Source organism: Methylomonas sp. MED-D (genome assembly GCF_050276835.1).
Classification (GTDB): Bacteria; Pseudomonadota; Gammaproteobacteria; order Methylococcales; family Methylomonadaceae; genus Methylomonas; species Methylomonas koyamae_A.
The window spans coordinates 4322428-4337212 of sequence record NZ_CP189965.1 but is presented as its reverse complement, the minus strand read 5'-3'; the positions used below and the strand labels follow the sequence as shown (position 1 = coordinate 4337212).

Here is a 14785-nt window from a genome sequence, read left to right as displayed (position 1 = left end):
TTTGGCTTACTATGAAAGTCACCGGACGCCGTCACTCAATCCGGTGTCGGAACGCCGTCAATAGCGGCTAAAGCCGTTCCTGTGCCACTGACTTTCGTTTACCGGGGCGATGCAGCTGTTTCATGATCGTCAGTTGTAATCTGTCGCCCTTGCAACACCACAATATGCCCGGCATGCAGTACTTGAACCGGTAGCGTGTTACCCAGTGCATTCAGCCAATCATCGATACGTTTGATGTCCATGGCGACATGGATTTTGCGTTGCGCCAGTTCGGAATTCAGTAAAAACACATGGCCGGGACGGTAGCGGTTAATTTCGTCGACGACATCTTGCAACGGGACAAAATTCATCACTATCCGGCCTCTGCGCCAAGCATCTGCTATCGACAAGTCGGTGGTTTGCACCGCGCCGAGTTGATCTTCGTTGAACGCGATATGCTCCCCCGGCTCAAGGATGACATTGCCCAATAGTTGGCCTTGATGATTGGTTCGGGTGGTGCGTACTTTGCCTTCCAGCAAGGTAACATCGCCCGCCGCGTTGGCGTAACGCACCACAAAACGCGTGCCGAGCGCTTCGGTCGTGGCTTGGCCGCTGGTTACGCGGAAGGGGCGTTGGCTGCCGTGCGCGACCTCGAATTCCGCTTCGCCTCGCAGTAGCTGGACGCGGCGCTCGCCGGCGCTCATGTTGACGTCTAGCGCCGTATCGGTGTTCAGATGGACGGTGCTGCCGTCGCTCAATTGAACGGTGCGCTGTTCGCCCACCAGCGTTCGATAGTCGGCCCAAGGATGGAACAGCCAATTGGCGCAATAGCCGCCGCACACCGCCCAAACCAGAGTGGCCGCGACGGCCAGCCCGCCGCCGAGAGATCGCGCCCGCCGGAACATCCGCCGACGCTGCGGCATTTTGGTGTCCGGTGTGCGCGAGCACGGCGCGATGGCGGTGGCGCTTGGCTGGGCGTCCACGGCGCCAATAGCTTGCGGCAGCAGGCGCGCCAGGCGTTGCATTTTACGGTCGGCGGCGGCGTGCAGCGGGTCGCGGGCCAGCCATATTCGATACTCGGCCAGTTCTTGGTCGGTCATTTCGCCGGACAGTTGCCGAGCCAGCCAAACCACCGCTTCTTGTTCGATGGTCTCGCGGTTTGGGTGGTGGGTATCTGAGCTAGACATAGGCCTTACCTTGAGCGAAGTGGATACCCCAATAACGAACCAACCAACGTTGCGGCACATATTTTGGCGGCCGATTCATCACGCCTCGTCCTCGTCGTCCAGCCCCGCGCGCAAATGGTCCAGGATTTTCACCATCTCTTTCTCGACCAGACTGCGGGAAATACCCAGGTGGGCGCCGACTTCGGCGTAGGTCAAGCCTTCCAGCCGATTCAGCCGCAGGATTTGCGCGCAACGCGGCGGTAGTTGCGCCAATAGCGCCTGGACCCGTTGAATTTCCTCGCAGAACATCGCGACGTGGTCCGGCGCGGCCGTCACGTCTTCTTCGCCGGCGTCGCCGCAAAACCGTTCCAATAACTCGGCGTGGCGGCTTTGGGCGCGGATGTGGTCTATCGACAGATTGCCGGCCACTCGATACAGCCAGGCACGGACCTCGCCTTCGGTTTGCGGCGGCGGTTTCAGGTGCGGCAGGCGCAAATACACTTCTTGCAGCAGCTCGGCGGCGGTGTCCGGGCACTGCACGCGCCGAACCAGAAATTGCTGGAGTTGCGGTCGCGCGCAGAAGTAGATCCCGCTAATGTCGTCTATCGATAAGGCCATGTGGGGCAACAGTGTTCAAATTCCGTAGGGACGGCGGTTCGTTTCCGGAGGGGCCGCAGCGGCGAGCGAGCCGAGCGGTATAGGCCAAGTCGCGCTCTTGCTGGATTGCCCAAAATGCGCCGCGACTGGTTTAGCGTTGGCCGGCCCGATCGGCCATGCCGGTCAAGTTTCAGGTGTCCTATTGGATCAAACGAATCGGCGCCACGCAATCCACATATTTTCCGGAGAACGAGTCGTCCGCTGGTGGGTGGGGGCGAGCGTTTCGGCGGTCGGCGGCCGGTTTTCGGACTATAGTAGATTGGTTAGCCGATCGGCGGCAGTTCAAGGTCTCGGTCAAACACAGGACTTTCGGGTTAGTGGTTGAGGCCTGGCCGAGAGAGTCCCCGGCCGGCTGGTGGAAGGCTTTTTCAGGGATGGCAATTTACTGGAGAGCGGTTTTGGCGGATCAATCCATGGAAACCCCGCCGGTTTGGCCTGTGACGATCGCCAGCGCCGACCAGCGACTGACGTTAGCGTTGACCGGCGATATTTCGGTGCGAAAAGCGCTGGACGCCACCGGTTTGAGAGTGCGCGCGGCTTGCGGCGGCTTGGGAACCTGCGGTGCGTGCTTGATACGGATCGTGAGCGGCGAGTTCAATCCGCCGACGCTGGCTGAATATCAAAAAATTCCCCCCGAGGAACGGGAAGCCGGTGTGCGCTTGGCCTGCCAGTTGTGGCCGCGCGGACCGGGCGAACTGTATCTGGACAACCCGGCGCCGGCATCGGTTTGGCTGGCGCTGGACGAAGACGGGGGCGACCGCTGGCCGGGCGATCCCGAGCTTAGCGGCGGTATTTACGGTGTCGCGGTCGATTTGGGGACCACCCATATCCGCTTGTCGTTTTGGGACCGCCAATCCGGCCGGCGCATCGGCACCCGCATCGGCGTCAATCCGCAAATCGCCGTCGGCGCGGACGTGTTGACCCGGCTGGATGCGGAAAGCCGCGACGGCGCGGATCGGCCGATAGGCCGGCTGGCCCGAGACGCGGTGATGGACGGTATCCGCGATATTCTGAGCCGGGACTTGGGCGAAATCACGCCGATTCTGGCCCAACTCGGGAAAGCGGTCATCGTCGGCAACACCGCGATGCTGACGCTAATTTGCGGCGGCGACGGCGATAACCTGTATCGACCGGAAAACTGGCAGCGTCCGATTGCCTGCCAGCCGAACGATCTTGATGTCTGGCGTCGCGACTGGCGCACGCCGGCGGCGGATATTCGTATCGTGCAGCCGCTGGCCGGCTTTATCGGTTCGGATTTGTTGGCAGACGTGCTGGCCACCGGCATCATCGAGCAGGCCGAGCCGATGATGTTGGCCGACTTCGGGACCAATACCGAAATTGCCTTGTGGGACGGTGACCGCTTGACCGTCACGTCGGTGCCGGGCGGGCCGGCCTTCGAAGGCGTCGGTTTGCGTAACGGCGTGTCGGCGGAGCCCGGCGCGATCGCTCGCGTGGCCAAGGATGAACAAGGCTGGCAATGGCATACTCTGGGCGACCGGCCGGCGCGCGGTTTCTGCGCCAGCGGTTTTATCGACGCGATCGCATTGTTGTTGGACGCCGGGTTGCTCAAGCCCTCCGGGCGGTTTGCCGAAGCGCCGCCGGTCGAAGGCTTTCGCCTCGATCCGGCCGTGCCGCGCACTGCGATTTTCCCTGGCGATATCGACGCCTTTCAGCGCGCCAAGGCATCGGCCGCCGCCGCGATGGCGCAACTGCTGGCCGATGCCGGATTGGAGCTCGCCGATCTGGCCGCGCTGTGGATTTGCGGCAGCTTCGGCCGGCATCTGGATTTGCGTCACGCGGTCCGGGTCGGTTTGTTGCCGGCATTGTCGGCGGAACGCACTAAAATTATGGCGAATGCCGGATTGGCCGGATGCGAGCAATTGCTGCTGGATACTCGGGGCGAGTCGCGGCTGCAGGCCATTTTGGCGCGGGCCGGTGTCGTCAATCTGGGCGACTCCCCGGCTTACGAAGCGCGTTTTATCGACCATCTGCGTTTATGCCCGATGCCCAATTAGGAGCGATCATGGATTTGGAGTCCTACATCAAGTCTTACAACGAGGCGGTTTTCGAAACCGACAAACAAGGGGCTTTCGCTGTCGTCAATCAAGCGTTGGAACAAGGACTCAGTGCCGAGGACGTGGTCTTCAAACTGGTGATTCCGGCCGTCGAACAGATGATGGAAATCATCGAAAAAGATCCGGACGCCAATCTGGCTCAGCATTTCATGACCGCGCAGATCGCCGCCGACGTGACCGAGCGCATGCTGGAAAAATTCCGGAAACCGCCGGAAATGATAGGCCGGGTCGTCATCGGCGCGGCTTACGGCGATCTGCATTCCTTGGGCAAACGCATCGTCAGCGGTTGCTTGAAGTCGCTGATGGTCGATGTCGTCGATTTGGGCACTAACGTCAGCGCCGAAAAATTCGTCGATACCGCGGTCGAGGAAGACGCGCAGGTGATTGCGATTTCCGCGATGATGGTCCACACCGCGACCGGCGAGAAAGGCAGCACGCGGGTGCGGGCCTTGCTGAAGGAACGCGGCTTGGAAGGCCGGATTAAATTGGCGGTGGGCGGAGCGCCTTACCGCTTCGACCCGGCGTTGTACATCAAGGTCGGCGCCGATGCCTGGGCGCCCGACGGGGTGACCGCCGCGAAGGTCATCGTCGATTTGATTCGGGAGGTGAAGCCATGACCCCGTCGCAAATTCTCGCCGCCGCGATCGCCGGCGAACCGGCGCCGCGTATCCCGGTGTTCTGTAATCTGTTAGACCACGGCGCGGGTCTGCTGGGCATGCGGGCCAAGGATTATTTCGCCGACGGCGCGGCGGTGGCCGAGGCGCAATTGCGGCTGTTGAAATTGTACGGCCACGACAACGTGTGGAGTTTGCATTACGTTGGCAAGGAAGCCGAGTTGTTGGGTTGCCGGGAAATATTGTTCGCCGACGACGGCGTGCCCAATGTCGCCGATTTCGTGATTAAGAATTTGGACGACATCGCTAAATTCGAGGTGCCGGCCGACATCACCTTGTTACCGGCCTGGCAGTCCATGGCGGATTGCTTGCGGATTTTGCGCGCCGAAGTGGGCGGCACTCATCCGATTTGCGCGTACATCACCGCCTCGACCACCTTGCCGGCCATCTTGATGGGGATGGACAAGTGGCTGGAGTTGTTTTTGCTGGGCCCCTTCGATCTGCGCGATGAATTGCTGAGTAAGTGCTCGGCATTCTTCCGCCAGGAAATCGCCGCTCTCCGTGCCGCCGGGGCCGATGTATTGGTGTATTCGACGCCGTTCGGCTCGCCGGCCTTCGTTAGCCGCAAGCAGATCGAAAACCTGGTGCTGCCCTGGATGCGCAGTGATCTGGCCGACGGTGTGGAAAACGTGGTCTATTACTGCGGCATGGCGCCGTTTAACGACGTCATCGATTGGGTGTTCGACGAGTTGGACATCCGCACTCACTATATCAGTCCGTTGGCCGATCTGGCGGAAGCCAAGCGGCTGATCGGCGCGCGCGGGTTGACTTGCGGCGTCATCGACGACATTAAAATGATTCATTGGTCGCCCGAACAGACCCGCGCCGAGGTCAAGCGCATTCTCGACATCGGCAAACCCGGCGGCCATTTTCTGTTCGGCAACGGTGTGATGCCGTTGGCGGTGCCGGAAGCCAACATCCGCGCGATGGTCGATGCCGCTTTCGAATACGGGAGGCTGGAATGAAAAGCTTCGAACTCAAGCAAGACCCGCCGCTGACCATGGTCGGCTGCGGCATCCTACGCAAGGAAGTGGATCTGCTGATCGAAAAGAACCGCTGGAACGTGCACACCTATTTTTTGGATTCCGCGTTGCACAACTATCTCAATCGGCTTTCGGACGAATTGAATCAGGCCTTGACCGAGCGCGAACAGGCCGGCGAAAAAACCGTGGTGTTTTACGGCGGTTGCCATCCCTTGATGGAACATTTCCTGGATGAGCACCACACCTGCCGGACCCACGGCCAAAATTGCATCGTCATGCTGCTCGGCTACGAGGCGTTCATGCAAGAACTGGAGAAGGGCGCGTATTTTCTGGTCGAAGATTGGGCGTTGACCTGGGAGCCGATGATTACCGCCTGCTTCGGCACCAAACTGGACGTAGTCCGGGAAATCTTTCATAGCAGCCACAAATATATTCTGGCCTTGCGCACGCCTTGCAACGGCGACTTCACGTCGGCCGCCGAGGCGGCCGCCCGTTTCGTCGATTTGCCGTTGCTATGGCGGGACGTTGGCCTGGAACATCTGGAAGGAGTATTGGCCGATGCCATTCAACGCCGTTTGGCCGAGGAATCATGACAGCGGCGGCCGATCCTCGCCATCTGCAACAGCGCATCGAGCACCTGGAGGCGCGGGTCCGCAAGTTATCCGAAGAAAAAGCCAATTTATACTTGGTGTTGCACATGGTCGAATTGCTGAATACCGTCGCCGGCGTCGAGAGTTTGCTGGAAAGCTGGATGGCGGCGCTTTGCGGCACCTTGGGCGGCAGCAATGTGGAAATTTACTATCTCGACGAAGGCAAACTCCATTACGCCAATTTGTTCGGCGAGCGTTGCGTGTTGACCGAGATCGGAGACCCGCTGGTCGCCGAAGCCTTTAGCAGCCAGCGCTTTATCGAATCCGCCAGCGACGCCCGGCACACTTTGTTGCGCGGTACCGAGGTGCCGGTGGCCTGCACTTGGGTGATGCCGTTACTGGTCGGCAAGGAATTGATCGGCGTCGTCAAAATGACCGATTTATTGGGTTCGGCACAAATGCGCGACTATCTACAACCCTTTCTTTCGCATATGGCCTTGATCTTGAATAACGAAATCAAGACGCGTGTCGCCGAAACCGCCAACCGGGCCAAAAGTAACTTTCTGGCGACGATGTCGCACGAAATCCGCACGCCGCTGAACGGTATTCTGGGCATGGCCCAATTATTGAGCCTTCCGGGCGGCAATCCGGAGAAGCATCGCGAGTACGCCCAAACCATACTGACCTCCGGGCAAACCCTGTTGGCCTTGTTGAACGATATCCTCGATCTTTCCAAAATCGAGGCCAGCAAGCTGGAATTGGTGCAAGTCGCCGTCGCGCCGGCCGTGATCATCGAAGAAACGCGTCAGCTTTATGCCGAGAGCGCCCGCCAAAAAGGTTTGTCGCTACACGCCGATTGGCTGGCGGAGCCCGACCGGCATTATTTGCTCGATCCGGTGCGCTTGCGGCAAATGCTGTCGAATTTGCTGAGTAACGCGATCAAATTTACCGAGCGCGGCGAAATTCGGATCGAAGGTCGGGAATGGGTCGGCGAAACCGGCGCTACCGAATTGGAGTTTTCGGTCAGCGATACCGGCATCGGTATCCCGGCGGAGCAACAAGCACTGCTGTTCAAGCCGTTCACCCAGATCGATACCGGTGCCGCCCGCCGATTCGGCGGCACCGGCTTGGGCCTATCCATCGTACGGCGTTTCGCCGAACTGATGCACGGATGCGCCGGCGTCGACAGCGCGGCGGGCTCGGGCGCCCGGTTTTGGTTTCGGGTGCGCGGCGAGCCGACGGAGGTCGAGCCGGCAGCCGATCCAATGCCGTCGGTCGGCGAACCTCGCCGGCAACTCGTCGCGCCGACCGATGGGCGGATACCGAATATCTTGATCGTCGACGACGATAAAACCAATCGGGCGGTCGTCGAAGCGATGTTGTCCGACCAGCGGGTCAGGCTGATCAGTGCCGAGGATGGCCGGCGCGCGCTCGCGGTGCTGGCCGAACAGGCCGTCGATCTGGTGTTGATGGATTGCCGCATGCCGGACATGGACGGCTACGAAGCAACCCGGTGTCTGCGGCAACGGGAAGCTGGGGAAGGCGGCCGGCGCGTGCCGGTCGTGGCGCTGACCGGTCATGCCTTTGCCGAAGATCGGCAGCGTTGTCTGGATGCCGGGATGGATGCCGTATTGGTCAAGCCCTTGGAGCTGAGCGCCTTGAAGGGCCAACTCGCCCGGTTTTTGCCCGGATGGCACACTGTCGAAGCGGCGGCAACCGTGCCTGAATCCGCCGTGCAACTGGACTCGGAGCGGATCGCGGTTATGTTGGATGAGCTGGATGGGCTATTGGAAAAAAATCTGTTCAACGCGGTCGGCAAATACCAGGCCTTACAACAGTTGCTGCAAGGCAGTCCGCTGCAAAACCGGTTTCTGGCGGTGGGGCAAGCGATCAACGACATGAGTTTCGACCGGGCGCTGGTCCGGTTACGGGCTTTGCGCGCCGAAACCTCGACCGGGAGCGGTCCGCTATGAGCGAACGTCAACTAAAAATCCTCGCGATCGACGATACGCCAGCCAATTTGGCCTTGTTGGGCATGGCGTTGCAGGACGAATATTCGGTTCAAATCGCCACGTCCGGCGCGAAAGGTCTGGCGCTGGCTCAGGACGACCCACCCGATTTGGTATTGCTGGACATTATGATGCCCGACATGGACGGTTTCGAGACCTGCCGGCGCTTTAAGGCGGATGCCGGCTTGAAGGACATACCCATCATTTTCGTGACGGCTCTCAACGAGAAAAATACCGAAATGGCCGGGCTGGCCTTGGGGGCCACCGACTATTTGACCAAGCCCATCGACATCAATGTCGCCAGATTACGGATTCATAATTTGCTGGAACGGGAGCGCTTGCGGATGGCGCTGCTGGCGCGGGAGGCCGAGCAGCGCTTGGCGGCCAGCGTGTTCGCCCACACCCATGACGGCATCGTGATTAGCGATGCCGACAATCTGATTATCGATGTGAATGCGTCGTTTACCCGAATCACCGGTTATCAGCGCGACGAGGTGTTGGGACTGAATCCGCGGGTCCTGAAATCCGGCCGCCAGCCGGCCGAGTTTTACCAGACGATGTGGCACACGTTGTTGGAGCAAAACTATTGGCATGGCGAGCTGTGGAATCGGCACAAGAGCGGCCGGCATTACGCGGTACTCAGTTCGATTTCGGTGGTGCGCGATCAGAACGGCGCGATTCACCACTTCATCGGTCTGTTTGCCGACATCACTCAGTTGAAAAACCACGAGCACGATCTGGAGCAAATCGCTCATTTCGATCCGTTGACCGGGATTCCCAATCGCTTGCTGCTGGTCGACAGGCTGACTCAGGGGATTGCCCAGACCCGGCGTTCGGGACGGCAGATGGCGGTTTGCTATTTGGACCTGGACGGTTTCAAGCCGATCAACGACAGTTACGGTCACGAATTGGGCGATCAGCTGTTGATTGCGATTGCCCGGCGCATAACCGAATGCTTGCGGGCGGGCGACACCGTGGCGCGGATCGGCGGCGACGAGTTTGTCTTGCTGTTGCTGGACTTGCCCGATCGCGACGAATGCGAATCGATTTTGCAGCGGGTTTTGGCCGCGGTGGCCAGGCCGTTTTTGATCGACAATCTGGCCTTACGGGTGTCGGCCAGCATCGGTTTTACCTTGTTTCCGGATGACGACGCCGATGCCGATACCTTGCTGCGGCATGCCGATCAAGCTATGTACGGCGCGAAACACGCCGGCAAGAATCGTCACAATTTGTTCGATCCGGCGTCGGATAAAGCCGCACACGAGCGAGGCAGGGCGTTGGCCGACGTCGAACGAGCCTTGCGTAACCAAGAGTTCGAGTTATTTTTTCAGCCCAAGGTCAATATGCGCACCGGCAAGGTGCTCGGCGCCGAGGCCTTAATCCGTTGGCGCCATCCGCAACGCGGGCTGTTATTGCCTCAAGAGTTTTTACCGGTCGCCGAAAACAGCGATTTGATCGTCGAGATTGGCGATTGGGTTTTGCGCAGCGTGCTGGATCATCTGGAAGAATGGCGGCGAAACGGCTTGACGATCAAGATCGGGATCAATATCGCGCCGCGGCATTTGCTGCGCGAGGATTTCACTAGGCGCTTGGCGGCGCATCTGAACGACCACCCCGACTTGCCGGCCTCTTGTCTGGAATTGGAGATTCTGGAGACCGCCGCGCTCGCCGACATCGGCCGGGTTTACCAGGTCATGCGCGAATGCCAGAAGATGGGCGTCACGTTCGCGCTCGACGATTTCGGTACCGGTTACTCGTCGTTGACCTATTTGAAAGCCTTGCCGGCCGAAGTGCTGAAGATCGATCAATCCTTTATCCGCGATATCTTGCGCGATCCCGAAGACTTGGCGATCGTCGAAGGCATCATCAACCTGTCCGGCAGCTTTCGCCGCCAGGTGGTGGCCGAGGGCGTGGAGAGCGTCGAGCAGGGTTTACAATTGTTGAAACTGCGTTGCGAACAGGCGCAGGGCTTTTGTATTGCCAGACCGATTCCGGCCGCGCGATTGGCCGATTGGATCGCCAATTGGCAGCCGAATCCCCAGTGGCTGGATTTGGGGAATGGTTTGGCCTCGGACCAGGAATGAACGCGAAATCTTGGCGCGGCCAAGCTCAGCGTTTCCAGTCGTTGAGCGGCTCGTTGTCGTCCAGGTCGGCGGGATCGAGAATAATCGAACCGTCGGGCCCCCAGTTGACCTTGGTGATGCCGGGTTCTTCGGCTTCCAGGGCGCGTAGAATCGCCTCTTGCTGGTCGAGGCGGGTTTGTTGGTCGCGGACCTGATCGGCCAGTCGCCGGTTTTCCAACAACACCCGTTTCAATTCGAGACCTTTTTCGACGGCGTTGACGATTTCGTGGTTGTTCCAGGGTTTGTTCAAGAATCGGAATACCCCAATCTCGTTAATAGCCTGTTGCGTGGCTTCCAAGTCGGCGTAACCGGTCAGGATCAGTCTAACGGCGTCCGGCTGTAGAACCATGAATTTCATTAAAAAACTGATACCATCCATGCCTGGCATCCGGTAATCGCTGATCACCAGATCGAACGGTTGCTTGCCGGCGAGCACCAGCGCCTGCTCGCCGCTGTCGGCGGATACGACCTGGTAGGGGCGCAGCAGCCGGTTCAGGGCTTTTAGGATGTTGGGTTCGTCGTCGACGATCAGGATGCGGGCGGGTTGGGCGTTCATCGGCGTAGGGAGGCGGGTCGTTGGCTCGTTGCGTCAATAACATAATCATAGTTAGGGTTTTCGCGGACGTGTACAAGCAAAACAACTTTTTTCGATATACCTTGACCTTCGAGGACGGCAGTTCTCGGGATTTGCTGCTGGAGATCGACGCGGGTTCGGAAACGTTGGTCGCGCCGCCGCCGGAGGCCCCGCCGTTCTGGAGCAAGCTGGATTATCAGCAGTGCGAAAACTGCCCGTTGTCGGTCGAGCGTTCGCCGTTTTGCCCAGTGGCGATCAATTTGATTTCGTTGATCGAGTGGAGCGGGACCTTGGTTTCCTATACCAATGTCAAGGTGGAAGTCGTCACCACCGAGCGTAGCGTCAGCGGCGATACCACGTTGCAGCGCGCGTTGAGTTCCATCCTCGGTTTGATCATGGCAACCAGTCCTTGTCCGCATACTGAATTTCTGAAACCGATGGCGCATTTTCATTTGCCGCTGGCCAGTGCCGAGGAAACGGTTTACCGGACGACGTCGATGTTTTTGCTCGCGCAATATTTCTTGCACAAGGACGGCCGCGAGGCGAGGTTGGAGCTGGACAGACTGAGCGACATTTACGAACAGTTGCAGATCGTCAATCGAGCCCTGACGCGGCGCTTCAAGGCGGCGAGCAGTCAGGACGCCACCGTCAATGCGATCATCGTGCTCGATCTGCTATCGCAATCGGTGACCTGGTCCATCGAGGACGGCCTGGAAGACCTGCGTTATTTGTTCAAACGTTACGGCGTGAAATGAGCGGCGTTGCCCGCTAGACCCGGATGCGCAGCACCAGGTTTTTGCTGCGCTTGCGCATGTCCAGGATACTATCCACCTGAGCGGCGGTCAGGATCGTGTTCTTTAGGTATAGCACGTCGTTGCAGATGATTTCGGCGGCTTCCATGCCGGCTTGCAATTGGGTCCAGGAAATTTCGATGACCGGGCGCGTGTCTTCAACACTGGTTTCCGACAACAATCGCAAGAAGGACTCGACGACATCCGGATCGTAATCGCTGTGTTTGCGCAACAGCAAGCGGCTTTTGGCCTGGTCTACCGTCATCGCCGAGCCGGTGATGAAACCGTCCAGAAAGCAGATATAGTCGCGGACCACCGCCAGGATGCGGGAGCCCAGCGGAATTTCCGAACCGTGCAGCGAGTTGGGTTCGCCGGAACCATCGAAATGTTCGTATTGGTGGTGGATGATATTGGCGGCATTTTGCAGGGCGTCGATGCCTTGCAGCAGATTGAAACCTTCCCGGCCGTTTTGCAAATAGCGCTTCTTGTCGTGGCTGGACATCAGGTGCAGCGGTTGCCGCAGCAATTCGTCCGGCAGGCTCATTTTGCCGATCTGCGCCAACAGGCCCGCATAGAGTACGTCGCGCGCTTCGTCGGCGCTCAAGCCCAGCCGCTGTGCGACATTGCGGGCGTTTTCGGCGATGAACAACGAATGGCCGCTCTTGATGCCGGGTCGCATTTCGACGATTTTGGCGAAGACTTTTACCGAATCCACATACTGCCGCTTCAAGGCATTGTGAGCTTGATCCAGCTTTTGCAACGACAGCCGCAGCTGTTCGGTACGATGCTCGACTTTTTCCTCGAGATGGACGTTGAGTTCCTTAAGCTCCTCGTTTTGGCGGTTGATGATCCCGAACAGACGCTGGCGTTCGTCGCGCAGACGCTTTTGCTCGACGGCGTTGTTGACCAGAATTTTCAGTTCGTTGTCTTCCCATGGCTTGCTGCAATAGCAATAAATCCGTCCCTTGTTGACCGCCGCCACGGTCGATTCCAGATCGGCGTAGCCGGTTAATAGAATACGGACCGTGTCCGGCCAGCGCTCGGCGACGCGGGTCAGGAATTCGGCGCCGTCCATTTGCGGCATGCGCATGTCCGAAATGATCAAGTCGATAGGTTGATGGGCCAAAATTTCCAGTGCTTCGGCGCCGCTTTCGGCGGTTTCCACCCGATAATCGCCGCCGCGAAACAGCCGTCGCAGGGCCTTCAGAATGTTGGCTTCATCGTCGACGAACAGCAGATTGATCGGCGCGGCGGCGGATTCGGTGGCGGTCGGGTCGGTCATGGTCGTTACCTTGCCTGCGGCGGATTAGCGGATGGGTAGGCACACCCGAAACCGGCTGCCCTGTCCGGGCGTCGATTCCAGTTCGATGCGGCCTCGGTGATCCTGAACGATTTTGTAAGAGAGCGACAGCCCCAAGCCCGTTCCCTTGCCGACCGGTTTGGTCGTGAAAAACGGATCGAAGATTTTATTGCGGATGTCGGCCGGAATGCCGCGGCCGCTGTCCTCGATCTCTACCCACAGCCAATCGTTGTCTTGGTAACCGGTCCGTATCGTGATTTTGCCGAAGTCGTCGATAGCTTGCGCGGCGTTGACCAATAGATTCATGAATACTTGGTTCAGTTGGGCGCCGACGCAGGCGAAGGGTTTGAGTCCGGCGTATTCCTTGACGACTTCGGCCTTATATTTTAGCTCGTTGTTGATAATGTTCAGCGTGGCGTTCAAGCCGGCTTCCAAATCGAACGGCGCCAGCTCCTGGGTATCGATCCGCGAGAAATCGCGCAGGTCCTGAACGATTTTTTTGGCGCGCACCGCACCTTCCATTGCCTCGTTTACCAGATCCGGCAGATCGCTTTTGATAAAGGCAAGGTCCAGCGATTTTTGCAGGTTACGAAAGGTTTGAGCTTCGGCGTGATCGGCCGGCAATTGGCCCGCCAAGCGTTCGCCGGCTTCGCTCAGTTTCAACAGGTCTTGCAGATATTGGCGGAGCGTGTTCAGATTCGAGTAAATATAGCCGAGCGGATTGTTGATTTCATGGGCCACGCCGGCTGCCAGTTGGCCTATCGACGCCATTTTTTCCGATTGCAGCAGGTGGTTTTGCGCTTCCTTGAGTTGTTGGTTCAGCAAGCTTTCCTGGTTTTTCTCGATCAGCAGCGTTTCGTTGGCGATCCGCAATTCCTGAGTGCGTTGTTCGACTAATCCTTCCAACGCCGTTTCGGCTTGTTTTTGCACGCTGATGTCCATGCCGCAGCCCATCAGGCCGGCAAACCGGCCGTTGCCGCGTAGTCTGGGAACCGCGGTTTCCAGCACCCAAATTGGCGGCTTGCCGGCGGGCAGCAGCCGGTATTCGAGCTGTACCGCCTGTAAATCCACCGCCGCCTGCAAATAGCTTTGTCTGACCCTGGCCCGGTCTTGCGCGTCGATCAATTGCATCCAATTTTCCAGGTTCAGTTCGGTTTTCGCCAAGCCCAAGGTCTCCAGCCAATAGCGATTGCAGAAAATCGGAACGTGCTGGGCATTGGTGATCCAGATCAGCGCCGGCAACAGGTCGGCTAGCGCTCGAAAGCGAGTTTCGCTCTCTCGTAACGCCGAATATAAGTTGCTTTGCATGATGTCGGTCTGCTGTTGCTTCAGCGCTTCCGGATTGTCCGGATGCGTGTCGTTGATGGCCTGAGCCATCTTCTTGTCGGCGTAGAGAATGTGCGACGATAGCCAGCCGACCAGAAATTCCAACAACGCATTGGACACCCGATCGGGTTCGGCGATGGCTTTTTGTTGCTCGGCCACTACGGTAGCGACGAAGTCTCGGTGTTGCTGGCAATGCAGCTCGAAGTCGGCGGCGGCGTAATTGCCGGCCCGCATCAGCTCTTCTTCGTGCTTGAAATGGTAATCGGTGTAATCGATCAATGCCGCGACCAGATCCAAGATAGCGCGAGGCTCGTCGCCGACCGCGACCGCCTCGTCCAGCCGGTTGAGGATTTCCACCAACCGCCGGTGTTGGGCATCGACGGAAGGAATGCCGACATTGAGCTGATTGCTCCAGGTTAATATAGCCATGGATGTATTAACATTGGTTCTCTGGATTTGAAGGCCGGATAATACCCGGAGAATGATTTATCAAACAGGGTTGTCGGCCGAGGAGCCTCAGCCTTTAGCTCATACCCCT

The 14785-nt window shown here is 58.7% G+C and carries 12 protein-coding genes; 7 read left to right on the top strand and 5 right to left on the bottom strand.

Annotated elements, in window-relative coordinates:
• Positions 1 to 98: 98 nt before the first annotated feature.
• Both ACQE3E_RS19545 and ACQE3E_RS19540 read right to left on the bottom strand, forming a co-directional pair.
• The gene (locus ACQE3E_RS19545) at positions 99 to 1166 is read right to left on the bottom strand and encodes a FecR family protein (RefSeq protein ID WP_427500973.1); all 1068 of its coding nucleotides are present in this window, start codon (positions 1164 to 1166) and stop codon (positions 99 to 101) included.
• Positions 1167 to 1244: 78 nt separating this feature from the next.
• Positions 1245 to 1763 carry an RNA polymerase sigma factor gene (locus ACQE3E_RS19540; protein ID WP_071156121.1) on the bottom strand — a complete coding sequence of 173 codons (519 nt, stop codon included), beginning with the start codon at positions 1761 to 1763 and terminating at the stop codon, positions 1245 to 1247.
• Between the two features lie 437 nt (positions 1764 to 2200).
• On the opposite strand from ACQE3E_RS19540, the gene ACQE3E_RS19535 reads away from it, so the two are divergent.
• Genes ACQE3E_RS19535 through ACQE3E_RS19510 form a run of 6 tightly spaced genes read left to right on the top strand, consistent with a single transcriptional unit; the run spans position 2201 to position 10217 of the window.
• The gene (locus ACQE3E_RS19535; RefSeq protein ID WP_313730615.1) at positions 2201 to 3817 is read left to right on the top strand and encodes an ASKHA domain-containing protein; all 1617 of its coding nucleotides are present in this window, start codon (positions 2201 to 2203) and stop codon (positions 3815 to 3817) included.
• 8 nt (positions 3818 to 3825) lie between these two features.
• Positions 3826 to 4494, top strand: coding sequence for a cobalamin B12-binding domain-containing protein (locus ACQE3E_RS19530; protein WP_071156139.1), 669 nt, complete (start codon positions 3826 to 3828; stop codon positions 4492 to 4494).
• Positions 4491 to 5516: a uroporphyrinogen decarboxylase family protein gene (locus ACQE3E_RS19525; RefSeq protein ID WP_313730616.1), complete on the top strand. Its 1026-nt coding sequence runs from the start codon at positions 4491 to 4493 to the stop codon at positions 5514 to 5516. Before ACQE3E_RS19530 ends, ACQE3E_RS19525 begins: the two co-directional genes overlap by 4 nt.
• The gene (locus ACQE3E_RS19520; RefSeq protein WP_064030369.1) at positions 5513 to 6127 is read left to right on the top strand and encodes a DUF1638 domain-containing protein; all 615 of its coding nucleotides are present in this window, start codon (positions 5513 to 5515) and stop codon (positions 6125 to 6127) included. The genes ACQE3E_RS19525 and ACQE3E_RS19520 overlap by 4 nt, the downstream gene beginning before the upstream one ends.
• Entirely contained in the window at positions 6124 to 8097 is a 1974-nt protein-coding gene (locus ACQE3E_RS19515) for an ATP-binding protein (protein WP_427500972.1), read from the top strand. Before ACQE3E_RS19520 ends, ACQE3E_RS19515 begins: the two co-directional genes overlap by 4 nt.
• Entirely contained in the window at positions 8094 to 10217 is a 2124-nt protein-coding gene (locus ACQE3E_RS19510; RefSeq protein WP_071156116.1) for an EAL domain-containing response regulator, read from the top strand. Before ACQE3E_RS19515 ends, ACQE3E_RS19510 begins: the two co-directional genes overlap by 4 nt.
• A gap of 25 nt (positions 10218 to 10242) precedes the next feature.
• On the opposite strand, the gene ACQE3E_RS19505 is transcribed toward ACQE3E_RS19510, so the two are convergent.
• The gene (locus ACQE3E_RS19505; protein ID WP_071156114.1) at positions 10243 to 10812 is read right to left on the bottom strand and encodes a response regulator; all 570 of its coding nucleotides are present in this window, start codon (positions 10810 to 10812) and stop codon (positions 10243 to 10245) included.
• 68 nt (positions 10813 to 10880) lie between these two features.
• Between ACQE3E_RS19505 and ACQE3E_RS19500 the strand changes: the two genes are divergently transcribed.
• Entirely contained in the window at positions 10881 to 11585 is a 705-nt protein-coding gene (locus ACQE3E_RS19500; protein WP_168033226.1) for a DUF6901 family protein, read from the top strand.
• Between the two features lie 13 nt (positions 11586 to 11598).
• On the opposite strand, the gene ACQE3E_RS19495 is transcribed toward ACQE3E_RS19500, so the two are convergent.
• Together ACQE3E_RS19495 and ACQE3E_RS19490 are read right to left on the bottom strand one after the other, a co-directional pair.
• Complete coding sequence (locus ACQE3E_RS19495) at positions 11599 to 12903, bottom strand: HD domain-containing phosphohydrolase (protein ID WP_313730619.1); 1305 nt, start codon at positions 12901 to 12903, stop codon at positions 11599 to 11601.
• A 24-nt stretch (positions 12904 to 12927) separates the two neighbouring features.
• Positions 12928 to 14676 carry a bacteriohemerythrin gene (locus ACQE3E_RS19490; RefSeq protein ID WP_427500971.1) on the bottom strand — a complete coding sequence of 583 codons (1749 nt, stop codon included), beginning with the start codon at positions 14674 to 14676 and terminating at the stop codon, positions 12928 to 12930.
• Positions 14677 to 14785 lie beyond the last annotated feature (109 nt).